21 protein-coding genes are annotated in these 24,428 nt (G+C 69.5%); 16 read left to right on the top strand and 5 right to left on the bottom strand.

Annotated features, from left to right (window positions below; translation table 11 throughout):
* Positions 1-15: 15 nt before the first annotated feature.
* The gene (gcvT, locus tag DJ81_RS18275; RefSeq protein ID WP_094590997.1) at positions 16-1,197 is read left to right on the top strand and encodes a glycine cleavage system aminomethyltransferase GcvT; all 1,182 of its coding nucleotides are present in this window, start codon (positions 16-18) and stop codon (positions 1,195-1,197) included.
* 18 nt (positions 1,198-1,215) lie between these two features.
* On the opposite strand, the gene DJ81_RS18280 is transcribed toward gcvT, so the two are convergent.
* Positions 1,216-1,860: a hypothetical protein gene (locus DJ81_RS18280; RefSeq protein ID WP_094590999.1), complete on the bottom strand. Its 645-nt coding sequence runs from the start codon at positions 1,858-1,860 to the stop codon at positions 1,216-1,218.
* Between the two features lie 230 nt (positions 1,861-2,090).
* On the opposite strand from DJ81_RS18280, the gene fdhF reads away from it, so the two are divergent.
* Positions 2,091-4,238: a formate dehydrogenase subunit alpha gene (gene fdhF / locus DJ81_RS18285; protein ID WP_094591002.1), complete on the top strand. Its 2,148-nt coding sequence runs from the start codon at positions 2,091-2,093 to the stop codon at positions 4,236-4,238.
* 68 nt (positions 4,239-4,306) lie between these two features.
* Here fdhF and moaC read toward each other — a convergent pair whose 3' ends face one another.
* Positions 4,307-4,819: a cyclic pyranopterin monophosphate synthase MoaC gene (gene moaC / locus DJ81_RS18290; protein ID WP_094522332.1), complete on the bottom strand. Its 513-nt coding sequence runs from the start codon at positions 4,817-4,819 to the stop codon at positions 4,307-4,309.
* The gene (locus DJ81_RS18295) at positions 4,812-6,284 is read right to left on the bottom strand and encodes an NAD(P)H-hydrate dehydratase (RefSeq protein ID WP_094591004.1); all 1,473 of its coding nucleotides are present in this window, start codon (positions 6,282-6,284) and stop codon (positions 4,812-4,814) included. The genes moaC and DJ81_RS18295 overlap by 8 nt, the downstream gene beginning before the upstream one ends.
* Before the next feature lie 324 nt (positions 6,285-6,608).
* On the opposite strand from DJ81_RS18295, the gene DJ81_RS18300 reads away from it, so the two are divergent.
* The 3 genes from DJ81_RS18300 (at position 6,609) to DJ81_RS18310 (ending at position 9,890) form a co-directional block, all read left to right on the top strand.
* Positions 6,609-7,643 carry a glycosyltransferase gene (locus DJ81_RS18300; RefSeq protein WP_094591006.1) on the top strand — a complete coding sequence of 345 codons (1,035 nt, stop codon included), beginning with the start codon at positions 6,609-6,611 and terminating at the stop codon, positions 7,641-7,643.
* A complete protein-coding gene (locus DJ81_RS18305) occupies positions 7,644-9,293 on the top strand; it encodes a DUF2070 family protein (RefSeq protein ID WP_094591008.1) in 1,650 nt (549 codons plus the stop codon).
* A 132-nt stretch (positions 9,294-9,425) separates the two neighbouring features.
* On the top strand, positions 9,426-9,890 hold the full coding sequence (locus DJ81_RS18310; RefSeq protein WP_094522336.1) for a pyridoxamine 5'-phosphate oxidase family protein: 465 nt from the start codon (positions 9,426-9,428) through the stop codon (positions 9,888-9,890).
* Between the two features lie 69 nt (positions 9,891-9,959).
* Here the strand turns inward: DJ81_RS18310 and DJ81_RS18315 are convergent, their stop codons facing one another.
* Positions 9,960-10,973: a lysylphosphatidylglycerol synthase transmembrane domain-containing protein gene (locus DJ81_RS18315; protein WP_094591010.1), complete on the bottom strand. Its 1,014-nt coding sequence runs from the start codon at positions 10,971-10,973 to the stop codon at positions 9,960-9,962.
* A gap of 123 nt (positions 10,974-11,096) precedes the next feature.
* Between DJ81_RS18315 and DJ81_RS18320 the strand changes: the two genes are divergently transcribed.
* The 11 genes from DJ81_RS18320 to DJ81_RS18370 all read left to right on the top strand — a co-directional run bounded on the left by DJ81_RS18320 (position 11,097) and on the right by DJ81_RS18370 (position 23,288).
* Complete coding sequence (locus DJ81_RS18320; RefSeq protein ID WP_094522338.1) at positions 11,097-11,963, top strand: hypothetical protein; 867 nt, start codon at positions 11,097-11,099, stop codon at positions 11,961-11,963.
* Positions 11,964-12,066: 103 nt separating this feature from the next.
* Complete coding sequence (locus tag DJ81_RS18325) at positions 12,067-13,062, top strand: glycosyltransferase family 4 protein (protein WP_094591012.1); 996 nt, start codon at positions 12,067-12,069, stop codon at positions 13,060-13,062.
* Positions 13,063-13,158: 96 nt separating this feature from the next.
* Positions 13,159-13,935, top strand: a complete 777-nt coding sequence (gene proC, locus DJ81_RS18330; protein ID WP_094591014.1) for a pyrroline-5-carboxylate reductase — start codon at positions 13,159-13,161, stop codon at positions 13,933-13,935.
* Entirely contained in the window at positions 13,925-14,815 is an 891-nt protein-coding gene (gene proB / locus DJ81_RS18335; protein ID WP_094522341.1) for a glutamate 5-kinase, read from the top strand. The genes proC and proB overlap by 11 nt, the downstream gene beginning before the upstream one ends.
* A complete protein-coding gene (locus tag DJ81_RS18340; RefSeq protein WP_094591016.1) occupies positions 14,808-16,142 on the top strand; it encodes a glutamate-5-semialdehyde dehydrogenase in 1,335 nt (444 codons plus the stop codon). The genes proB and DJ81_RS18340 overlap by 8 nt, the downstream gene beginning before the upstream one ends.
* Before the next feature lie 200 nt (positions 16,143-16,342).
* Positions 16,343-17,176: an MBL fold metallo-hydrolase gene (locus DJ81_RS18345; protein ID WP_094591018.1), complete on the top strand. Its 834-nt coding sequence runs from the start codon at positions 16,343-16,345 to the stop codon at positions 17,174-17,176.
* Between the two features lie 101 nt (positions 17,177-17,277).
* The gene (locus tag DJ81_RS18350) at positions 17,278-18,933 is read left to right on the top strand and encodes a hypothetical protein (RefSeq protein ID WP_094591020.1); all 1,656 of its coding nucleotides are present in this window, start codon (positions 17,278-17,280) and stop codon (positions 18,931-18,933) included.
* A 126-nt stretch (positions 18,934-19,059) separates the two neighbouring features.
* Positions 19,060-19,965, top strand: coding sequence for a hypothetical protein (locus DJ81_RS18355; RefSeq protein ID WP_094522345.1), 906 nt, complete (start codon positions 19,060-19,062; stop codon positions 19,963-19,965).
* Positions 19,966-20,474: 509 nt separating this feature from the next.
* The gene (locus tag DJ81_RS18360) at positions 20,475-20,855 is read left to right on the top strand and encodes a DUF5805 domain-containing protein (RefSeq protein WP_094591022.1); all 381 of its coding nucleotides are present in this window, start codon (positions 20,475-20,477) and stop codon (positions 20,853-20,855) included.
* Positions 20,848-21,882, top strand: coding sequence for a tyrosine-type recombinase/integrase (locus DJ81_RS18365; RefSeq protein WP_094591024.1), 1,035 nt, complete (start codon positions 20,848-20,850; stop codon positions 21,880-21,882). The genes DJ81_RS18360 and DJ81_RS18365 overlap by 8 nt, the downstream gene beginning before the upstream one ends.
* 311 nt (positions 21,883-22,193) lie before the next feature.
* On the top strand, positions 22,194-23,288 hold the full coding sequence (locus DJ81_RS18370) for a radical SAM protein (RefSeq protein ID WP_094591027.1): 1,095 nt from the start codon (positions 22,194-22,196) through the stop codon (positions 23,286-23,288).
* Between the two features lie 64 nt (positions 23,289-23,352).
* Here the strand turns inward: DJ81_RS18370 and DJ81_RS18375 are convergent, their stop codons facing one another.
* A complete protein-coding gene (locus DJ81_RS18375; protein WP_094526766.1) occupies positions 23,353-24,156 on the bottom strand; it encodes a MarR family transcriptional regulator in 804 nt (267 codons plus the stop codon).
* Between the last annotated feature and the right edge of the window lie 272 nt (positions 24,157-24,428).

A 24,428-nucleotide genomic window follows, 5' to 3' on the forward strand; every position in this document is an offset into this window, starting at 1 on the left:
GGCGACCGTTCGGCCATGACCGATCGGCTTCCACCCCTCCACGAGACCCACGAGGCGCGCCGCGCGAAGTTCACCGACTTCGGCGGCTGGCAGATGCCGGTCGAGTTCGGGTCGATCCGCGAGGAGCACGCCGCGGTCCGAGAGTCCGTCGGCGTCTTCGACGTCTCGCACATGGGCGAGATCGAGGTGTCCGGCCCGGACGCGACGGCGCTGATGAACCGCCTGACGACCAACGACGCGGCGGCGCTCGACCCGGGCGACTCGCAGTACGCGGCGATCACGGACGAGGAGGGGGTCATGCTCGACGACACCGTCGTCTACCGGCTCCCTGACGGGATCGAGGCCGGGACGGGCGCCGACGCGCTGGCCGGCATGGACCGCGACCTCGACGCCGCCGCCGGCGACCCCGCGTACCTCTTCGTCCCGAACGCGGGCCACGACGACCAGATGACCGACCGGTGGACGGAGTACCGCGACGAGGCGGGGCTCGACGCGACCGTCGCGAACGTCACCGACGACTGGGCGATGCTCGCGGTGCAGGGCCCGGACGCGGCCGACGCGGTCGACGACGCGACCCCCGCCGACCGCGTGGTCGGCCTCCCGAAGTTCGAGGCGACGGTCGCCGCGGTCGCGGGCGCCGACAGCTGGGTCGCCCGAACCGGATACACCGGGGAGGACGGGTTCGAAATACTGTGTCCGACCGACGCGGTCGAAGGCGTCTGGTCGGCGTTCGCCGGCGAGGGCGGAGCCGAGCCGGCCGCACAGCCGTGCGGGCTCGGCGCGCGAGACACCCTCCGGACGGAGATGGGCTACCTCCTCTCCGGGCAGGACTTCGACCCCGACGACGAGCCCCGAACCCCCTACGAGGCGCGGATCGGGTTCGTCGTGAAGCTGGACACGGAGTTCGTCGGCCGCGACGCGCTCGAGCGACAGAAGGCGGAGGGGGTCGACGAGCGGTTCGTCGGCGTCCGCCTCCTGGAGCGCGGCGTCCCCCGCGGGGGCTACGCGGTGACCGACGGCGACCTCACTCGGATCGGACACCTCACCTCCGGGACCATGAGCCCGACGCTCGACGAGCCGATCGGCCTCGGCTACCTCCACGAGAGCTACGTCGAGCCGGGGGCCGAGGTGAGCGTCGTCGTGCGCGGCGACGAGAAGCGCGCCGAGATCGTGATCCCGCCGTTCCTCGACCGGTAGCCGTCCGGCTACTCGCGGTCACCCGTCGGCGTCGCCGCCCTCGCCGCCGAACTCCTCCGCGTACACCCGCTGTATCACCATGTAGAGTCGCCAGTGGTCGACGCCGAGCCGGTCCGCCAGCGTCCGGGCCGCGTCGAGGTAGCGGTCGTACGCCGCCGGCGTCATCGGGTCCGGATACGCCGGGTCGAGGTCGGTGAGCGCCGCGACGACTCGCCACTCGCGGTCGCCGACGACGAGGAACCGGTCCGGGTCGAGGAACCAGAGCAGCGCGGAAGCGATCGCGACGTCGACGCCGGGCAGGTCCGCGAGCGCGTCGAGGGCGCGGTGGTGGGCGGGCGCTCGCGGGTCGCCGCCCTCCTCGGGGGCCGCCTCGTCGAGCGCGTCGATCGCGTCCCACATCGCCCCGCGGAGCTCGCTCGGGTCCGCGTCCTCGACGGCCCCCTCGACCGCCCGACGCTCTTCCTGGTCGATCGCGTCGACGCGGCGCCGGAAGTACCAGCGGACGACCCACTCGACGTCCCGCCTGCCGTAGTCGCCGGCGCGGAACGCGTCCGGGAGCGTCTCGATCGACTCCGCCTCGACCGGGTGGAAGGGGGCGGTCTCGCGGTACGTCTCGACGTGCTCGTCCACGCGCGCCTCGACGTCGGCGAGTGTCGCGTCCATACCGGCCGAACGCCGGCCGTCGACAAAACGGTTCGGCGGGCGTTGGCGGCGAGCGTCCGGAGTGCGAGCGTGCAGCGAGGGGGCGTTGGGAGCGGGCGTCCGGAGTCCGAGTCGGCCTTCGCGGGCGCGCCGCGCCCGCTCACGACGCATCACACTGTTGAAACGACCGATACACTGATGCAGGAGGCATCACAAATCGTGACATATGACTGCACGTCAGGGTGAGTACCATGTCGACTGAGGGAGACGAGGCGGTGAAAACGATCTGCCCGTACTGCGGCGTCGGGTGCGGGATCAAGGTGAACCAGGGCGACGACCCCGGCGACGTAAACTTCATGCCGTGGGGCGAGGCCCCGGTCAACGAGGGGCGCGTCTGCATCAAGGGCGGCGCGGCGACGCAGGTCGTCGACCACGAGGACCGTCTCACGGAGCCGCTCATAAAGGAGGACGGCGAGTTCCGCGAGGCGACGTGGGAGGAGGCGTACGACCGGATCGTCTCGGAGATGGAGCGTATCCGGGACGACTACGACCCCGACGCGATGGGCTTCTTCGGGTCCTCGAAGACGATGAACGAGGAGAACTACCTCCTCCAGAAGCTCGCGCGCCGGTACGGCACCAACAACGTCGACAACTGCACGCGGATGTGCCACGCCTCGACGGTGTGGGCGCTCCGGACCAGCCTCGGCGCGGGTGCGATGACGAACAGCATGGAGGACCTCGAGGAGGCGGCCGACGTGTTCTGGATCCAGGGGGCGAACCCGGGCGAGCAGCACCCGATCGCCAACAGCCAGTACTTCCGGCAGGCCGTCCTGGAGGGCGCGACCGTCATCCAGGTCGACCCCCACGCGAACAAGACGACCCGGTCGTTCGAGATCGACGAGACCGACCGGCACATGCACCTCCAGTTGAACCCGGGAGCCGACATTCCCCTGCTCAACGTCGTTCTGAAGACGATCCTCGAACGCCACGAGGAAGAGCCCGACGCGGGCTGGATCGACGAGGAGTTCATCGAGGAGCGCACCGAGGGGTTCGAGCACTTGAAAGAGACGCTCGCGGACTTCGACAAGGAGGCGGCCGCCGAGGAGGCGGGCGTCCCCCTCGAGGACATCGAGCTCGCCGCGGAGAAGTACGCGATGGCGAACAACGCCGCCATCTTCACCGGGATGGGGATGAGCCAGCACACCTGCGGCGTCGACAACGTGCAGAACGAGATCAACCTCGCGCTGATCACGGGGAACCTCGGCCGGCCCGGGACCGGCGTCAACCCGCTCCGCGGCCAGAACAACGTCCAGGGCACGTGTGACGTCGGTGCGATGCCGAACGTCCTACCGGGCTACCAGCTCGTCGACGACGACGAGGCCCGGAAGAGCGTCGAGGACGTTTGGGGCTTCGAGGTGCCCGACGAGCCCGGGCTCACGAACGTCGAGATCTCCCACGAGGCGGGCCACTCCGTCCACGGCCTGTACGTCATGGGCGAGAACCCCGTCATGAGCGAACCCGACGGCAACGAGGTCGAAGAGCGGCTGAAGTCGCTGGAGTTCATGGTGGCCCAGGACATCTTCATGACCGAGACCGCGAAGTTCGCCGACGTCGTCCTGCCGGCGACGACGTGGGCGGAGCGCGGCGGCACAGTCACCAACACCGACCGCCGCGTCCAGCGGATGCGCGGCGTCGACACGGTCCACGAGAACACGAAGCACGACCTCGACATCCTGATGGAGGTCGGGAGCCGCCTCTTCAGCGAGGACGAGTTCCGCTTCGAGGACGCCGAGGCCGTCTTCGAGGAGCTCCGCCGGGTGTGTCCGAGCTACCACGGGATGACCTACGACGCGCTCGGCGAGGAAGGGATCCAGTGGCCCTGCTACGAGGAGGGCGACGAGGGCGATCAGTACCTCTACGAGGACTCCTTCGACACGGAGAACGGCCTCGGTCAGATCGAGGGCGTCCGCCACCAGCCGCCGGCCGAGGTGCCGGACGAGGAGTACCCGCTGATCCTCACCACCGCGCGACTCGAGGAACACTACAACACGGGGACGATGAGCCGGCGCTCGCCGACGCTGTCGCGTCAGCACCCGGAGAACTTCGTCGACGTCCACCCGAACGACGCCGCGGAGTACGGCATCGAGGACGGCGACGTGGTCACGCTCCGCTCCCGTCGCGGCGAGATCGAGGTGAAGGCGCAGGTGACCGAGGACATCAAGGAGGGCGTCGTCTGGACGACGCCGCACTTCGCCGCCGCCTCGGCGAACCGCCTCACGAACGACGTGCTGGACGACCGCGCGAAGATTCCGGAGTACAAGGCCGCGGCGGCGGACATCGCGGTTACCGTGACAGACGGCGGAGAGTCCGCGGACGACGCGGAGCCCGCGGACGACTGACGGGACGGACCGCTCCCGTCCGCACCGGGACCGTCGCTTCCGGCCCGCCGTCGCCTCGCCCGGAGCGGTTACCCGTCGATCGCCCGCTTCGTCTTCTCGACGACCTCGACGTCCGCGATCCGCGTGTCGGGGTAGCCGCCGTCCGCGTCCTTCTCGGCGGCCTTCACCATGTCCCAGACCGTGTTGAGCCCGGTGGTGACGCCCTCTAGCGCCTCCATCTCACAGCCGGTCTTGCCGGTCGTCTCCACCGCGACGGTCAGCTCGATCCGGTCGTCGCCGACCGCGAAGTCGGTGTCGACGTTCGTGATCGGGATCTGGTGACACATCGGGATCGTCTCCCACGTGTGTTTGACGGCCTGCACGGCGCCGATCCGAGCTGTCGCGAGCACGTCTCCCTTCCCGACCTCGTCGGCCTCGACGGCCGCGATCGTCGAGGGCGTCAGTCGGATCTCGCCGCGCGCGACCGCGAGGCGGCTCGTGTCCGGCTTCGCGCCGACGTCGACCATCCGGACCTCGCCGGAGTCGTCGGTGTGGGTCAGCTCGTCGGTGGCTCCGTCGGCGGGCTCGCGCTCGTCACTCATCACGCATCGCCTCGGGAAGCCGGTCGGGTAAGTCCATCGCCACGAGGCCGTTCCCGCGGGCGGCGGCCGCGGCGTCGCCGGCCCGCCCGTTGACGTACGCCCCGATCGCGGCCGCCCGGAACGGGTCGGTGACGGCCGCCAGCGCGCCGACGGTCCCGGCGAGCACGTCGCCCGTTCCGCCGACCGTCATGCCCGGGTTCCCCGTCCGGTTCAGTCGCACGGCGTCGCCGTCGCCGTCGCTGATCACGTCGACCGCGCCCTTCACGAGCAAGGTGTGACCGAGGTCGGCGGCGAACGCCCGAACGAGCGCCGCGCGCTCGTCGGGGTCGGCCGCGGTCTCGCCGCCCATCCCGACGAGTTCGCCCTGATGGGGCGTACAGACCAGCGTCGCGTCGGTGTCGACCTCGGGGACCGCGCGGAGCGCGTCGGCGTCGACCACGGCCCGGCCGTCGTAGCCGGCGAGGAACTCGCGGACGAACTCCAGCGTGGCGTCGTCGTCGCCCAGTCCCGGCCCGAACACGACGACGTCGTTGTCGGCCGCCAACTCCGCGACGCGGTCGACGTGGGCCGGGGCGACCCGGCCGCCCGGGAGCCCGCGGACGATCAGGTCGGCCGAGTACCCCTGCACCTCGCGCGCGACGGTCTCCGGGCAGGCGACGCGCACGAGGTCGGCGCCGGCCCGGAGCGCGGCCCGCGCGGCCAGCGACGGCGCGCCGGTGTAGGGGCCGCCGCCGACGACGAGCACCTCGCCGTTCTCCCCTTTGTGCGAGTCCGGGTCGCGACCGAGCGCGAGCAGGTCGCCGGGCCCGGTGTACCGCTCCGCCGCCGCCGGGATCCCGATGTCCGCGACCGTCACCGCGGCGTCGAGCGCGCCGAGCCCAGGCTTCTCGTCGTGGAAGGTGACGACGCGGTCGGCCTCGACGCGACGGCCGGCGTCGGCCCGGCCGTCCGAACCGCCACCGGCTCCCGTCGGCTCGCCCGTGTCGGCGTCGATCCCGGAGGGGACGTCGACGGCGACGACCGTCGCGTCGCTCCCGTTCGCCAGCCGCGCCGCCGTCCGCTCGGGCTCCCGGAGCGCGCCCGTGACCCCCGTTCCGAGCATCGCGTCGACGACGACGTCGGGGTCGCCCAGCGACAGGTCCGCCGAGTCGGTGACGGTCTCGGTCGGGATCTCGGCCGCGTCGAGCGCCGCCCAGTTCTCCCGCGCGATGTCGCTGCGGATCGATTCCGGCCGGCCGAGCAGGTGCACCGTCGCGTCGTACGCGGAGAGGAACCGCGCGGCGACGAACGCGTCGCCCCCGTTGTTCCCGCGCCCGCACAGCAGCGCGACCTCGGCGCCCGAGTCGGCGACGCCCCGGACCTCGCGAGCGACCGCGTTGCCCGACGACTCCATCAGCTGCTTGCGCGGCACGCCGAGGGCGGCGGCGTTGGCGTCGACCGCGGCCATGCGTTCCGTCGATATCATGCCTCTGGATCCGCGCCCCGTCGGATTAAGCGTGGGGTCGCGGCGAGGTAGCGGCGAGCGGGCGGCGAGGGGGCGGCAAGGGACGGCCGCAGGCCGGCCCCGGCGACTCGGTCGCGCTCGGAATGAAAATGTTGAAGCTTTTCGGTGGGGAATCCGGGAGACAGAACCCGTGCGACCCGCTGCACATCCAGACGCGCCGACGCGGCCCGACCGGCTCCCGTCCGCCGCGGACGCGGCGGTCGGCGGATCGGCTCGTCAGAACGTCGTCCGCACCCCTCCGCAGAGCGGTCTCCGGCGGACGACACGCGAACGACGGACCCTCGTATGAACATCGGATTCTTCACAGACAGCTACTTTCCCGGCGTCGACGGCGTCACCTACACGATCCGCGCGTGGCGGGATCGCCTGGAGGACCGGGGCCACGACGTGTTCGTCGTCTACCCGGCGAGCAGCCACGAGCCGGACGAGCGGGAGATCCCCGTGCGGTCGCTGCCGAACCCCTTCTACCGCCAGTACCGGGTTCCCGTCTACCGCCGGCTCTCCACGCTTCCCGACCTCGACGTGGTCCACTGCCACGGTCCCGCGTCGACCGGACTGATGGGACGCCGGTACGCGAAGAAGCGCGGCGTGAAGTCGGTGTACACCCACCACACGCCGGTCGAGGACTACTTCGTTCAGGGGCTGAAGCTGGAGTCGCTCTCCGACGTCGCCGGGCGCCTGTACGTCGCCTACGAGAACCGGTTTCTCAGCTCGTTCGACTGCGTCACCGCGTCGACGTCGCGGATCCGGCGGGACGTGGCCCCGCGAAAGCTCCCCGTCGGTATCGAGATGGAGACGTTCCGCCCCGTCGAGGACTCGCGGTTCGAGCGCGACGGGCCGACCGTCGGCTACAGCGGCCGGATGACCCGCAACAAGAACGTCGACGAGATACTGCGGCTGGCCGAGCGGATGCCGGACGTGTCCTTCGAGCTCGTCGGAGAGGGGCCCGTCCGTGACGCCCTCGAACGCGACGCCCCGGACAACGCCCGGTTCCGCGACTTCCTCCCGCGGGAGGACCTGCCGGCGTTCTACTCCGCGCTCGACGTCTTCGCCACCGCCTCGACCTGCGACACCCTCGGTCTCTCGACGCTGGAGGCGAACGCCTGCGGGACGCCGGTCGCCGCGGCCGACGTCTCCCCGTTCGACGAGACCATCGGCGAGGCCAACGGCGCCCGCTTCGCGTACGGCGACCGCGACGACATGGAGCGCGCGGTCAGGGACTGTCTCGACGGCGATCGGCGGACTCGGGAGGCGGTCGAGGGGTTCTCCGTGACGCGCACGATAGACGAGCTCGAGTCCATCTACGGGGTGTCCTCGTAGATGGGGGCGGACAACGTCGACGTCTTCCAGCGCCTGGTGTTCAGCGTCCCGCCGCTGAAGGTGCAGATACCGGCGCTCGTCGGGCTCAGCGGCGTGTACAGCCTCCTCGCCTTCGTCGCGTTCTCGACGTTCACGCCGCTCTCCCCGGCGCCGTCCAGCGTCCTGCCGGTCGCGGTCCTCCTCTTCCTGCTCCCCTTCCTGTTCGCCGGGGAGCTGTTCCACCGGCTGCTGCCTAGCTACCCCCGGTCGTGGAGCTTCTTTCTCGCCGCCGTCAACCAGTTCGTCCTGTTCGTCTACTCGCTGGTGCTCTCCGGCGCCAACGACGTCGGGAACGTCTGGAGTATCGTCTGGCTCCTCTTCATCACGATCTACCTGATCAACATCCTCGCGCTCGTCGTCTCGACGGGGATCGACCGCTACAAGCGGATCCTCCTCGTGTCGCTCGCGGAGCCGGCGGCGCTGATCGCGGCCTTCTACGCGTTCGCGGGCGGCGACCTCGGGTTCTCGACGTACCGTCACGTGTTCGCGTTCGCGTCGCTTTTGATCGCGGCCGCGTTCCTCGTGTCGGTGCTCGCCCTCGTCGACTACCTCATCCGGAGCAACACGGACGTCTCCGCGTTCGCGCTCACGTCCGGGATCCTCCGCAACGACCGGGAGTCGTTGGACCTCGGCGTCGAGGCCGAGCCCGTCGTGGAGACCCTCGCGATCGACAACGGGCGACGGCTGACGCTCGCCGCCCCGTGGGTCCACCCCGGGCCGCTGGGCGGGTTCGGCGGCGGTCAGCTCAGCGGGAACGTCATCGAGGCGCTGAACGAGGGCGAGAGCCACGGCTTCTTCCTCCACGTCCCGTGCACGCACAAGGAGGACCTCTCGAACCCGACCGACGCCCGGAAGATCCTCGACGCCGTCGCCGATCCCGACGGCGTCGGTCGCGCCTCCAGGCTCGTCCACGAGGACTACGGCGAGATCGAGTTCTACGGGCGACGGATCGGCGACAAGCAGGTCGTCTACCTCCACAGCGAGGGGATCGACGACTACGACACCGGGGTGTTCATGCGGGACGTCGACGAGTCCGAGGTGCTCTTGGTCGACCTCCACAAGCACGACATCCAGGACGGACCGACGAAGGAGGTGCAGTACGGCTCCAGCGAGGCCGACCGACTGAAAGACCGCTTCGACGACTTCCGCGAACGGCTCGCCGAGGAGTCGCTCCACGGCTACGCCGCCGGGTTCGCGGTCGAGCGCACCGATCAGGACATGATCGCGGTGGTCGAGACCGTCGACGGCCAGGACGTGCTGACGATCGGGATCGACACGAACGGCGTCACGCCGGACATCCGCGAGATGGAGGACCGCTACGGGGAGGCGTTCGACGAGGTCCTCGTGTTCTCGACGGACACCCACGCCTCGATCTACGAGCTCGCGAACATGAAACAGTCCAACGTCGACGCCCTCGAAGCGGCGATCGAGCGCGCACTCGACGACGTCTCGCCGGCGACGGTCGGGCTGGAAAGCCGGAAGACGGACCCCCTCAAGCTCCTCAAGAACGACTACAACGGGCTCGTGTTCAGCGTCAACATCCTCATCCGGCTGACGGTGATCGCGCTGCTGGCGCTGTACGCGCTGCTCGTGCTGTGGCTGTTCTTCTGAACGAGCTAGACCGCGGGCGATCGTTCGGAATACGGTACGCGTCGCCGCCGTGGACGGAACCGAGGCCACAGGTCCGGAGAGACCCGACGACGGCCGCGATGGATTTAGGTTGTCTCTGACACATGTGCGCGCATGACACGACTGACGGGCGAGGCGCTCGACGACGCGGCGATCGAGTCGTTTCTCGAAACGCAATCGGTGGGGACCCTCTCGTTGGCGAAGGGGAACGAGTCCTACGCTATCCCGGTGTCGTTCACCTTCGACCCGGACGACCGAGACGTCTACTTCAGGCTCGGATACGCCCCGGGAAGCCGCAAGCGGGAGTTCATCGACGCGACGGAGCGCGCGACGTTCGTCGTCGCCGCCGAGACCGAGGCGGGCTGGAAAAGCGTCCTCGCGCGCGGCGAGCCGGAACACCGCAGCACCGTCGACGACTTAGACACTCACCGCCCGAGCGACCGCTCGGTCAGTCAGGCCGAGCGCGAGATGGAGATCCCGTTTTATCACGTGTTCGACGCGCCGGCGGACGCGGTGTTCGCGCTCGTGCGGCTCCAAGCCGACGAGCTGACCGGCGTCGTGGAGGCCGACGGTCGCTGAGGGCGAGCGCAGGGACCCCCTCTCCTCTCCCACCGACGGGACGCTGGTCCGGGTCGTCGCGCGCCTCGCTCACCGCATCGCGTCGATCCCGAGCGCCGAGACGGAGATCCCGCCGATCAGCGTCGGGAGCCAGTAGACGGCGCCGCGGAACACGAGCACGGCGGCGGTGACGGTCGCCGCGGCGACGCCCGTGGTCGGGACGAGCAGCGCGACGAACGCCGCCTCGATCCCGCCCAGTCCGCCGGGCAGCGGCGTGGCGCCCGCGACGTACGCCAGCGGGACCGCGAACAGGGCGACCTCCGGTGCGATGGGACTGCCGACGGCGGCGAACGCGACCGCGAGCGCGGTCGCCTGGAGCGTCCACCCCGCGAGGGAGAGCCCGACCGCGGCCGCGAGGCGCCGGGGTCTCGTGCCGACGCGCTCGATGTCCTCGAAGAAGTTGCGCAGGCGCGTCGCGAGCGCCGTCTCGACCGCGGCGGCGTCGAACCGCTGCAGCTGACCGAGGAGCCCGCCGACGGCGGCCGGGAGGCGGTCGACGAGCTCCCGACGGTAGCGCCAGCCGAGCGCGATCGCGGTCGCGATCGACGCGATCAGCGCGACGGCGACGGCGACGGCGACCTCCAGGCGCTCGCCGATGGCGGCGGTGGCGGCGTAGGCGCCGACCCCGAGGAAGACTAAGGAGATCGAGGGAACGACGTTGAGCACGTCGACGCTCGCGATGCCGACGAGCCCCGTCTCGTATCGCGAGCCGGACACCTTCGCGATGAGCGCCGCGGTGACCGGCTCGCCGCCCGCCTGTCCGAAGGGCGTGACGTTGTTCGCGAAGACGGCCCCCGCGTACACGAGGAACGACGTCGCGACCGGGAGGTCGACGTCGAGCGAGCCGAGCACCGTCCTGAGCATGAGGCTCCACGCGATCAGCCAGCAGAGCGCGAGCCCGAACGTCGCCGCGACCAGCCAGGGGTCGGACGCCAGCAGCGCGTCGACCACGCGGCCGGCGCCGACGACCGCGAACAGCACCGCGAGAATCGCGACCGCCGCGGTCCCGCCGATGACCAGTCCGCGCCGGCGGTTTCCGTCCATACGGTGCGGTGCGTCGGTGGCGAACTTGAAACGTCTGATCGCGACCGTCCGGCGATTCCGGGACGGCGGCCGACCGAGCACCAACAAGAATACAACCGTCGGTGGAGAAGCGTCGCGCAACCTATGGAAGACCAGCGGTTCCTCGAGTCAGAGTGGGACTACTGTCTGGTCCTCGACGCGTGCCGCTACGACGTGTTCGAGGACGTGTACGACGAGTACCTCGACGGCGACCTCGAGAAGCGCTGGAGCGTCGGCTCGTCGACGCCGGAGTGGGCTTACCGGACGTTCACCGGCGACCACGACATCGCCTACTTCTCCGGCAATCCCTTCATCAACGACCTGGGAATCCCGCTGAACGAGCTGAAGTGGGGCGCGAGCTGCGACTACGAGTGGACCGCCTCCGAGCACATCAGCGACATCCACGACGTCTGGAAGACCGGGTGGGACGACGACCTCGGCACGGTCCCCCCTGAGGGGATCGCGGAGGCGTTCCGGAACAACGCCGAGGCGGTCGAGCGGGCCGACCGCACGGTGCTCCACTACATGCAGCCGCACGCCCCCTACCTTTCCCGCGGGAAGGGCCAGAAGCTCAAGCAGATACAAAAGGGTATCAGAGAGCAGGAAGCGGAGGAGGCGGCCGGCGACGACGACGACGGCGGCGGACTCCTCTCCTCGCTCAGCGACACGGTCCGGCCCAAGATCGAGAGCCGGCTCGACGACAGCGAGTTCGCGCAGAAGGCGGGGCTGTGGCTGGAGCTCGACCCGGCCGACCTCGTCACGGACGGCACGCGCGTCACCGCGCTCCGCCTCTACGAGGAGAACCTCCGGATCGCCCTCGAATCCGTCGCGGAGCTGGTCGAGGAGCTCGACGGGACCGTCGTCGTCACCGCCGACCACGGCGAGGCCTTCGGCGAGGAGGGCGTCTGGGAACACCACATCGAGACGCACATCCCACCGCTGATGGAGGTCCCGTGGCTGGAAGTGAACTGAACGCTACGGAGCCGACGCCGGCGTCGCCCCTCGCGGTCGCGTCCGCGACCGTCGCCGACTCGACCGCCGCGGACTCGACCCCCGTCCCGTCCTCGATTCCCCGATGAAGGTCAGCCACTACTTCGAGTTCGAAGACCACGTCACGGGCGGGATCCGCGAGTCGGTCGTCCACCAGCGGAAGATGCTCGACCGGGTCGGCATCGAGTACACCACGGCCCCGACCCTCGACGCCGACGTGCTCCACTGCAACCTGATGGGACCGCGCTCGGCGTGGTACGCGAAGCGCGCGAGCGACCGCGGCGTTCCGGTCGTGGCGCACACTCACGTCACCGCGGAGGACTTCGGCGACAGCTTCCGGTTCACGAACGCGCTCGCGAAGCCGCTCCGGCCCTACCTGCGCCGGGCGTACGGGCTCGCCGACGCGCTCGTCTGCCCCTCGGAGTACAACCGCGGCGTGATCGAGGGGTACGCGGACGCCCCGACGACCGTTATCTCGAACGGCGTCGACCGCGAGAAGCTGGCGGGCTTCGAGTCGCTCGAAGCGGAGTACCGCGAGCGGTACGACCTAGAGCCGCCGACCGTCTTCCTCGTCGGCCACGTGATCAAGCGGAAGGGGTTAGAGACGTTCGTCGATGTCGCCCGCGCGCTCCCCGACGTCGACTTCGCGTGGTTCGGGCCGCTCGACCTGTCGCTGAAGGGCCGCGAGACGACCCGGCTCATCGAGGAGTCGCCCGACAACTGCAGGTTCACGGGGTTCGTCGACGACGTCCGGGGCGCGTTCGCCGCGGGCGACGTGTTCCTGTTCCCGACCCACGAGGAGAACGAGGGGATCGCGCTGCTGGAGGCGATGACCGCCGGCAAGGCCGTCGTCGTCCGTGACATCGAGACGTTCTCGTGGCTCGACGACGGCGAGGACTGCCTCAAGGTGGACCCCGTCGACGCCGACTCCGAGACCGAGGCGTTCGCGGACGCGATACGTCGGCTCTCGGACCCCGCGCTCCGCGAGCGACTCGGGGCGAGCGCGGCCGCCCGCAGCGAGGCGTTCTCGCTCGACGCCATCGCGGAGCGGTACCGGTCGCTCTACGACGGGCTGATCTGAGGGCCGATCGCCCGCCCTCGGGGGTTTCGGTCACTCGCCGGCAGTGTTGTCCAAACCGCAGTTGGTTTGACCCTGAGCGTTCTCCGTGCAGGTAACATGACACGCGTGAGCGTCATCGGCTGCGGGAACATGGGGGGTGCCCTGTTGCGCGGCCTCGCGAGAACCGACTCGTATCACCTGACGGCGATCGACCTCGACCCGGACGCGCTCGCGGCCGTCGCGGACGCCGCGGACGAGACGACCGACGACGTGGCGGCGGCGAAAGAGGCCGACGTCGTGGTCCTCGCCGTGAAACCGGACGTCGCCGAGCACGTCCTCGCGGACCTCGACTTGGGCGCCGACCAGCAGCTCGTGACGCTGGCCGCGGGGCTCCCCCGCGAGTTCGTCGCGGAGCGGACCGCGGCGAGCGTGGTCCGGATCATGCCCAACCTCGCGGCGGAGACCGGCGACATGGCCGCGGCGGCGACGAACGAGGGCCTCACCGACGAGGTCCGCGCGATGCTCGACGACGCCGGGGAGTTCGTCGAGGTCGACGAGTCGCTGATGGACGTCTCGACCGCGGTCAACGGGAGCGGTCCCGCCTTCGCTTTCTACCTCATCGACGCGGTGAAGCGGGCCGGGATCGACGGCGGCCTCGAGCCCGAGCAGGCGGAGACGCTCGCCGCGCAGACGTTCAAGGGCGCCGCCGAGACCGTCCTCCGGGACGACCGGAGCGTCGACGAGCTGATCGACGCCGTCTGCTCGCCGAACGGGACGACGATCGAGGGGATGGAGGTCCTCTGGGACAGCGACGCCAACGAGGCGGTGGTCGACGCCGTCGCGGCGGCCGAGGAGCGCTCGCGGGAACTGGCCGAGGCGTTCGATGACGAGTGACGGCGTCGCGGTCGGGGCGGTGGACCCGGACGCCGTCGACCGCGCGCGGACCGCGGCCGCCGAGGCCGACCGCGTGGTCGTGAAGGCGGGGACCAACTCCCTCACCGACGATGACTCGCGGCTCGACCGCGTGAAGCTCGACAAGCTCGTCGCCGACGTGATGGATCTCCGCCGGCGCGGAAAGGAGGTCGTCCTCGTCTCCTCGGGCGCCGTCGGCGCCGGCATCGGTCGGCTCGGTAACGGCGGCGGGACCGCCGCGGTCGACGTCGACATCGACCGGGGAAGCGACGTGATCGACGAGCGCCAGGCGCTGTCGACGGTCGGTCAGAGCCTCCTGATGCGCCACTACACGCAGAGCTTCGACCGCTACGACCAGCCGGTCGCGCAGATCCTCGTGACCGGGGCCGACCTCGACGCGCCCGAGCGGTTCGACAACTTCACCAACACCGTCGAGACCCTGCTCGAGTGGGGCGTCGTCCCCGTCATCAACGAGAACGACGCGGTCGCGACCGACGAGCTGCGGATCGGTGACAACGACATGCTGTCGGCGTCGGCCGCGATCGCGCTCGACGTCGACCTGCTGGTCACGCTCACCGACGTCGAGGGGGTGTACACCGGGAACCCGAAGCGCGATCCGGACGCGACCGTCATCGAGGCGGTCGGAGCGAACTACGACGCGGTCCGGGAGCTGGTCGGCGACAGCACGGCCACCGACTTCGGCGGGATACAGACGAAAGTCGAGGGCGCCCGCGACGTGGCGGAGAGCGGCACCCCCGGAGTGATCGCCGGCTCGGCGACCCGGGACGTCTTAGAGCGGATCGCAGCCGGTAAACCGACGGGCACGCTATTCGTCCCGACAGCGGGTGAGACGAATGAGTGAGACAACGGAAATCGAGCGCGACACGGACGAGTTGGTCGAGCGGAGCCAGCGGGCCGCCCTGCGGCTCGCCAACGCCGACGAGGCGACCCGGGACGACGCGCTCCGGGCGATCGCCGACGCGCTCCGCGCGAACGAGGCCGAGATCCTCGACGCGAACGCGCGGGACGTCGAGGCGGCCGAGGCGATGTTGGAGCGCGGCGAGTACACGCAGGCGCTCGTCGACCGCCTGAAGCTCGACGCCGCGAAGCTCGACGACATCGCCGGGATGGTCGAGTCCGTCGCCGAGCAGACCGACCCCCTCGGTCGGACGCTCGCGGCCCGCGAGCTCGACGAGGGGCTGGAGCTGTACAGGGTGTCCGTGCCGATCGGCGTGGTCGCGACCGTCTTCGAGTCGCGGCCGGACGCGCTCGTCCAGATCGCGGCCCTCGCGCTGAAGTCCGGCAACGCCGTCATCCTCAAGGGCGGCAGCGAGGCGAGCGAGTCGAACCGCGTCCTCCACCGGGTGATCCGCGAGGCGACCGCCGACCTCCCCGACGGGTGGGCGGGGCTCGTCGAGGCCCACGAGGAGGTCGACCGCCTCCTCGAACGCGACGACGCGGTCGACTTGGTGATGCCGCGGGGGTCCTCGGAGTTCGTCTCGTACATCCAAGACAACACCCAGATCCCCGTGCTCGGCCACACGGAGGGCGTCTGTCACGTCTACGTCGACGACGACGCCGACCTGGAGATGGCCGCCGACGTCGCGTTCGACGCGAAGGTCCAGTACCCGGCGGTGTGTAACGCGGTCGAGACGCTGCTCGTGAACGAGGCGGTCGCGCCCGACCTACTCCCGGAACTGGTCGACCGCTACGAGGCCGCGAACGTCGAGCTCCGCGGTGACGCCGCCACCCGCGAGATCGTCGACGTCGGCGCGGCGACCGACGACGACTGGGACGCGGAGTACGGCGACCTCGAACTCTCGATCAAGCTCGTCGGCGACGTGTTCGGGGCGGTCGACCACGTCAACGCGCACGGCTCGAAACACACGGAGTCCATCGTCACCGAGGACCGGTCGGCAGCCGACGCGTTCATGACCGGCATCGACGCCGCGAGCGTCTTCCACAACGCCTCGACGCGCTTCGCCGACGGCTACCGCTACGGGCTCGGCGCCGAGGTCGGCATCTCGACCGGCAAGGTCCACGCGCGCGGCCCGGTCGGGCTGGAGGGGCTCACCACCTACAAGTACTACCTGGAGGGCGACGGGCACCTCGTCGCGAGCTACAGCGGCGAAGACGCGCTCCCGTTCTCGCACCGCGAGCTCGACGCCGAGTGGGAGTTCGGCGGCTGAGAGACGCGCTCACACCACCGTTTTTCGTCGATTCTCGTTCCGTGCGTTCGCGTCCCAGTCCGCTTCGGATTCGGGCACTATTTTATATAGCGATATGCGGTTTATGGGACTGGTCTCGGACACGTTTCTGACCCCGTGTGCGAGTCGGAATTTTGGCGCACTCCGGAATCATTACCCCGCGCGCCCGCACAGCGTGGGACATGGCCGACTCCGACTGGGGCGACTGGCTGCCGCGCGCGGTCGCGGACGCCGACCCCGACACGGTTGCGCTGTGGTACTTGGGCTGTAACGGCTTCGCGATCAAGGGCAGCGAGGGCACCGTCCTCTGGATCGACCCCTACGTCGGGACGGGCGACCCGCCGCGCACGGTCCGGATGATCCCGGTGCCCTTCGACCCCGCCGACGTCGACGTGGCGGACGCGGTGCTCGCGACCCACGAACACACCGACCACGTCCACGGCCCCTCGCAGGCGCCGATCCTCGCGAACACGGACGCGGACTTCGTCGCCCCCGGCGACTCGCTCGCGGTCGCGCGAGAGGACCAAGAGTGGACCGCACACTGGGACGTCGACGGGGAGGCGTTCCTGGAAGTGACCGAGGGCGACGAACTGCGGATCGGCGAGTTCACGGTCCACGTCGTGGCAACGCACGACTCGGACGCCACGCACCCCGTCGGCTACGTGATCGAGCACGACGCCGGCACCGTCTTCCACGCCGGGGACAGCAAGCCCTCGGCGTCGTTTCCTGCCCTCGCCGACGAGTTCGACATCGACCTCGGGATCCTCGCGTTCGGTTCCGTCGGTAACATCGCCGACAAGGAGACCGGCGAGCCCGTCCGTACGAAGTGGTACAGCGACGAGAACGAGATCGCGAAGGCAGCGAGCGACCTCGAACTGGACCGGCTCGTCCCGACGCACTGGGACATGTGGAAGGGGCTGACCGCGGACCCGACCGCGCTCCACGACCACGTGCGGAGCTTCGAACACCCGAACCGGCTGGAGATAGTCGAGATCGGCGACCGGATCGGCCTGTAGGCGGACCGGCCGAGACGGGCGAAACGCCTCCCCCACCCGGGGTTATCAACCCCGAAACCCGGCCCGTGGAATTTAAGCCCCTGCTCCGGGAGGGACTGATTATGAGCGAACGGACGGCAGAAGCGACGACGACCGTCGACGAGGACGGTATTCGCGTCGAGAAATCCTTCACCGACGACGCGTTCCCCGTACCCGCGGTGATGTACGAGCTCTCTTCGACCCGCGAAGAGCCCGTGCGCGTGCGCATCGTCGACCGGATCCCGGAGTCGTTCCCGATGGACCGCATCGGGTTTCACCCGGAGTACGAAAGCGAGAACTGGACGGCGTACAAGGACCACCGCGTCGAGTTCGAGCGCGTGCTCGACCCGGGAGACGAGATCGAGACCGTGTTCGGCATCCGCGACGACGATCCGGACCTCGACGGCTTCCTCGGCACGCCGGTGATCGAACACGTCCCGGTCGGCGAGGAGATCGAGGACGTCCTCGGCACCGGCGACACCGACGCCGTCAGGGAAGTCCTCTCGGGCGACCGCGCGACCCTGCCCGGCATGGAGGGGTCGGTCGCGGAGGGGGAGGGCGCGGGAGCGGCCGATTCCGACGCGGAGGCGGACGCGGAAGCGGAGACCGTCACCGAGGCGGATCCGGAAGCGGAGACCGCCGCCGAGGCGGACGCCCCGGAACCCCGGACCGTCACCGCGGGCGGCAGCGCGGCGGTGACGATGCACGACGAGACGGGCGACGACGGAGTCGACGACACGGAGCAGGCGGCGGAGTCGAGAGCGGATGACACGACCGAGGCGAGCGACGCTGACGAGGCGGCCGAAGCGGCCGCAGCGACAGACTCGACAGACGCCGACGACGCGACCGAAGAGTCTCCGGAATCGGACGAGTCCGCCCCCGATCCGTCGCCCGAGAGCGGTCTCGCGGCCGCGCTGGCGGCCGAGATCCGCGCCGGCGACGTCGCTGACGAGGACCTCGAGACCATCGGCGAGGAGCTCGACGTCGGCGTCCCGCGGAGCGTCGACGTCCGCATCTCGCGGCTCCAGTCGAGCGTCGCCGACATCGAGGCGTACGCGGACGCGCTCGCGGAGTTCATCGACGGCGAGGGGACGGCCCGTGAGATCCTCGACGAGCTCGACCGAAAGGTGGAGACCGTCGAGTCGGAGATGGCGGCGCTCGACGACAGGGTCGACGCGGCCGACGCGGACCGCGATGACCTGCGCGAGACGGTCGGTCGGGTGGACGACTCCGTCGAGACCGTCTCGACGGAGGTCGACGGCGTGACCGAGCGCGTGGACGGCGTTTCCGAACGCGTCGACGGCGTGACCGAACGCGTCGACGGGGTCGAATCGACCGTCGAGGACGTCGAAGCCAGCGTCGGCGACGTGGAGGCGACGGTCGAGGAGGTCACCGACGACGTCTCGCGGATCGACGCGGAGACGGACGCGCTCGACGAGGCGCTCGACGACGTCGGCGACGACGTGGAGACGCTGTACGAAGAGGTCGACGACGCCGCCGCCGCGGCAGAGGCGACGGCGGACCGCGTCGAAGACGTGGAGTCCCGGCTGGGCCGCTTCGACGAGGAGTTCGACGACCTGTGGGACGACCTCGCGGAGGTCGACACCCGGCTGACGGAGATCGAAGACCGGCTCGGCGAGGACATCGACGACGTCGAGACGGAGCTCGAATCCATCAACGACCACCTGGAGGAGCTCGAGGCGTTCCGCAAGCGGCTCAACGAGGCGTTCGGACCGTAACGGCGCCCTCTCGACCGAATTCGCTCTGTTCGTTCGTTCCGATCCCGACCGCTGTTCCCGTCGGATCGCCGTTCTCCCCCGACCGAAAGCGCAACCCGTTTTAGCCGCGGTGACGCAACTCGGGTAATGAGCGAACCGGTACCGGTCGCCGTCCCGCGGAAGGGCCGGCCCCTCGAAGCGGTCCTCGAACGGATCGCGGCCGTCGGCCGCGAGGACCGGCTGGAAGGGCTCGCGGACGGCGTGAGCAACACGCTCCGCTACGAGAAGGCGATCACGAAAGGCCGCGTCGAGGCGGACGACGGCCCCTACGAGCGGCTGGCCGAGTACTCGGACCCGCACGCCGCGTCCGAGCCGGAGTTCACGCTGCTCCGCGACGACCGGGACGGGAAGCCCCGCCGCATCGTCTTCGACGCGGCGACCGTCGACCTCGGCGATGTCAGGCTGAAGCTCGTCGGCCGCGAGGAGCCGTTCCGCGCCCTCCGGACCCATGAGTTCGCGCTCGGATTCGATTCGGCGGACCTCGTGCTGGAGGAGGTCGTCGGGATCCGCCCGGAGGGGCTCGGCGAGATCGCCGACATCAACGAGCGGATCGACCCGGTCGACACCGACGTCCGCGTCGTCAACGGGCTCGGTGACACCGTGTACCACACCCTGATGGCCCGACCGGAGCGGATCCAGCCGGGGACCGACCTCGACCGCGCGTTCCTCGCCGGCTACGAGGGGCCGCTCTGTATCTCGCCTCGGTACGAGCGGCTCGTTACCGCTGTGTTGGGGACGGACGCGCTCGACGGCGTCGAGTTCGTCTACCCGGACCCCGACGAGGAGGAAGAGGCGGGCATCGCCCGGGCTGGCGTCGGCGTCTATCTCACCGTCACCGGGTCGACCGCCCGCGATCACGGCCTCGTCGTCGGGGAACACCTCTTCCCGAGCGAGACCGTCCTGATGCGGAACGCGGTCGAAAGCGACCCGCGGGTCGAGCGCGCGATAGCTGCCCTCGACGTCGAGGACGCCGCCTCCGAGATCCGAATCTGATCTCCACTGTTTCTATAGCGATATACGATACATCTGTTGCGGACGACCCGTGAGACGGGGCCCTCTGCTTCTTCAGTGAGGAGGCGCCAACTCTCATGCCGGGTGAGACGACGAGAGGACCCCTCAGTGTGAGGGACGGGCACTCGCTCCGGGAGCCGACCAGGGCCGGTCGACGCGGCGCTGTGCGCTTCTCAGCGGCGCGGTGGTCGCAGTGGGAATGAAAACTCGAAGGGACGCGTCTCGACGCGTAGGCCAAACCGAAAAGCGAGAGCGCGGCCTCCTGAGCGAGAGGTTCTACTCGAATTATGTTCCGCAGTATCCGGCGGTTTTGAGAACGGCCCCTATAATATATCCCATATTCTAGGACTAATAGACGATCAGTAAGTCCTAGAAACCAAGATACACACATCTTGGCGCCGCATCGAGAGACCTATAACTCAGTATAAGTGACCTTATCCGGAATTGTGGGATAGATTGAAGTCGGCGGCCGGAGAAGCCGAATCCGAACGATGAGCGACGATCGCCGCTCGGTGAAGACGTACGTTCCCGCCGAGCAAAAGGATCGGTGGCGAGACCACGCGGACGAGCTCGGGATGTCACAGAGCGAGTTCGTCAGGACGATGGTACAGGCCGGACGCCGCGGGTTCTCGACGGACGGTTCCGGGAAGCCGGCCGAACCCGATCCTTCCGGGTCTGACCCCGAGGGTGACGGCCTCGAAACACGGGTGGAAGCGGCCCTCGCCGACGGGCCGCTCTCGTGGGAGGAACTCACCGAGGCGGTGGTCGGCGATTTCGAGGACCGGTTGCAGGGCGCGCTCGACGAGTTACAGGATCGCAACCGCGTTCGGTACAACGGCCGGAAGGGCGGGTACACTCTCACCGATGAGTAGTGCCCGCGCGCCGGACGAGGTCTCGGACCCGGTAGGGTACTTCATCGAGGACCTCACGTATCACGGGAAGACGGAGCGCACCCGCGAGTCTTACGAGCGCGTCCTCCGTCGATTCGAGTCGTTCCTCGGCCCGGAGACGACGCCCGCGGCGGCGACGCACCGCGACTGCATGTCGTTCGTCCATTCGCTGCGCGGCGACGTGGCGGACAGCACGGTGGCGACGTACGCCGCCTACCTGCACCGGTTTTACGGATACATGACCGAGGTCGGCGTCTTCGAGGGGAACCCGATGACGCTCGTGATGGAGGAAATGGACGAGACGGTCGATAAGGACCCCGCTCGCCGAGACATTCCCGTGCCGGTGATGCGGGAGTTCGTCGCCGAGATCCGCCATCCGCTCCATCGGGCCCTCGTCGTGACGCTTCTCAAGACCGGGATGCGGGTCGGAGAGTGCTGTAACCTCGATCTCCGCGATCTCGCCGTCGACGACGCCGAGATCCGAGGCGAGTACGACCTCGGAACGCGTCACGTCCTCGCGGACCGCCCGAATTCGCTGTACGTGACGCCGGACGCGACCGTCGGCGAAGAGCTGAACGGCGAGGTGCGGACGGCGTCTAACAAGCGGAAGCGCGGGACGGTGATCCCCGTCGACGAGGAACTCGCCCGAACCCTGAAGCGCTGGCTGGCGATCCGCCCCGACAGCCCCTCGCCGGCGGAGCCCCTGTTCGTCGGTACGGCGGAGGGATGGGGCGAGCGGCTCGATCCGCAGGCGGTGCGACACGTCGTCGAGCGGTACGCCCGCGATGCGGGCTGGTACCGGACGGGCGGCGGCGCCGCCGAGAACGTCACGCCCCACTACTTCCGGCACTTCTTCACGACGCACCTGCGCGACAGGACCGGTGACCGCGGCGTGGTCAAATACCTGCGGGGCGACGTCGCCGACGACGTGATCGACACTTACACGCACAACTGGGGCGATCAGGTCCGGGAGACGTACGAGGCGAACGTCTACCGACTGATGGGATAGTTTCGGGGACCGAATCGTATTTTGTTGGCTTGAAAGCAACGTGGATCGCGTCGCGAGTCGGACGCATAAATTATATGCCGCTATACGAATTTTCGCCCACGTCTGAATTCACGCTGTCCCCCCGAATCCCTCAGAGAGAACGAGAAGAGCGGCGCTCCCCGGAACGCCGATCGCACATCGTCGGTACGCGTTTCTCGATGACCGATCGCAGGCGGAGCGAGGGCTGAGCCGCGGTCGGGGAAGCGGGACGTTACCTGAACACGTTCGGGGTATTCCCCAAGGGGGCAAAGGTCGTAGCGCGGGACGAGCACATGTTCGACGACTTCGACGTTGACCGGCGTCCCTTCGTCCTGATCTGGGAGGTGACGCAGGCGTGCGGCCTCGCCTGTCGTCACTGTCGGGCGGACGCGAAGCCGGAGCGTCACCCCGACGAGCTGACGACCGCCGAGGGGAAGCGGCTCCTCGACGACGCCGCCGAGTTCGGCGACGGCCAACTGGTCGTCCTGTCGGGGGGCGACCCGCTCGCCCGGGAGGACCTCACGGAATTGATCTCGCACGGCGACGACCTCGGCCACCGCATGACGCTTACGCCGAGCGGGACGGCGTCGCTGACCCCCGACCGCGTCGAGGCGCTCGCGGAGGCCGGCGTTCAGCGGATGGCGGTCAGCCTCGACGGCGCGACCCGAGAAAGCCACGACCGGTTCCGCGGCGAGCGGAGCTTCGGCGATACGGTGACTGCGGTCCGAGCGGCCCGGGAGGACGGGCTCCCGCTGCAGATCAACACCACCGTCTGCGCCGAGACCGTCGAGGAGCTCCCGGCGATTCGCGATCGGGTCCGTGACCTCGGCGCGGTGCTCTGGAGCGTCTTCTTCCTCGTGCCCGTGGGCCGCGGGCGGATCCTCGACCCGATCTCCCCGGAGCGCGCGGAGGCCGTCATGGAGTGGCTCCACGACGTCGCCGAGGCGGAACGGTTCGGCGTCAAGACCACGGAGGCGCCGTTTTACCGCCGGGTCGGTCTTCAGCGCGACGGCGACGACGCCGGGGTCCGTCGACGCGGCGGCATCACGGCCGGCCGGGGGTTCGCCTTCGTCAGCCATACCGGAGAGACGTACCCGTCGGGGTTCCTCCCGAAGTCCGCGGGCAACGTCCGGGACCGGTCCGTGGTGGACATCTATCGGAACTCGGGCCTGTTCGAGTCGCTCCGGGAACCGGATCAGTTCGCGGGCAAGTGCGGCGCCTGCGAGTTCCGACGGGTCTGCGGCGGGAGCCGCTCCCGGGCGTTCGCGGCGACCGGGGACCCGACCGGAAGCGACCCGCTCTGTCCGTACGTGCCGGAGGGGTACGACGGTAAGCTACCGACGAGGCTGGAAGGCGAGAGTCGGGGCGTCACCGATGCGGCGGATTGAGAGGGCGTATCGAGACCGCACCGTCGCCGTCTTGTTCGGCGGCGACCGCGGGCCGAACGCCCGATCAGCGGTCGTCCGAATCGAGTACCCGGTGCGGGATGTTCCTGTCGCGGAGTTTGGACGTGTGACGCGGGATCTCGTCTGTAACCGCCACCAACAGGACGTCGAGGCCGAGCATGCCGGCCTCGGCGACGCCATCGGCGGTTCCGAACCGGACGTCCGGGGTCGCGTCGCTCCGGGAAACGAGCGCGTACGCCTCCGTCCCGGCGACCGCGAGAAGCCCGCCTTCCGGGACGTGATCCGATATCACGTCCGGATCGGGCGGGGCCTCGTCGGTGACGGTGGGCACGGGAAGCACGGAGACGGTCCCGGTGTCGTAGTCGACGACGCCCTCGAAGTCGGCGACGCCGACGGCCTCGCCCTTTTTACCGCTCGTGACAGTGACCGCGGTCGCGGTCCCGCCCGAGGGGTCGGCGTGGAGGACGCCGTCCCGCATCACCAGTCCGACCTCGCTCCCCTCCGCCACGTTCCCGAGCGCGATGGCGGCGTCGACCTCGACGCTCCCGAGGACGTCGGAGTTCACTCGCTCGAGGTACGTCTCCAGGTCGTCGGTCCGGGAGATGAGCCAGTCGACGCCCTCCTTGGTCACCTCGTACCGGCCGCGACCCCCCTTCTCGACGTATCCGGCCTCGACGAGGTCGCGAACGTAATCGCTGACCGCCTGCGAGGTCACCCCGATCGTCTCGGCTATCTCGCCCTGACTCACGGCGGGCTGGCGGGCCGCGATCTCCACGAGCACCTGATACCGCGTCGCGCTCCGCTTGTTCTCGAGGACGTCCGGCGATCCTCCGCCATCGGCGTCGGCCATTATCGGCTGTTCGGCGGCCGCAAATAAAGTAGTGTTGTATATCTGGCGGCCCGTTTGCGGCAGACGAGCCTGCTCGCCGATCGATGAAAACAGCGTTTCATTCGGAGGGGGTCGATCGCGTCGACCGCGGTCGCGTCGTATGGCTCGACGCCGCGTACGAGCGGGCGTCACGTCGGTCGGTCCCGACTATCAGTCAGAGATACCGGCGGCGGTCCTACAGCGGGAGGACGCCGTCGTCGCCGTCGTCCGACCCGTCGTCGGTGGTGTCGTCG

The organism is Halorubrum sp. Hd13 (assembly GCF_002252755.1).
Taxonomy (GTDB): Archaea; Halobacteriota; Halobacteria; order Halobacteriales; family Haloferacaceae; genus Halorubrum.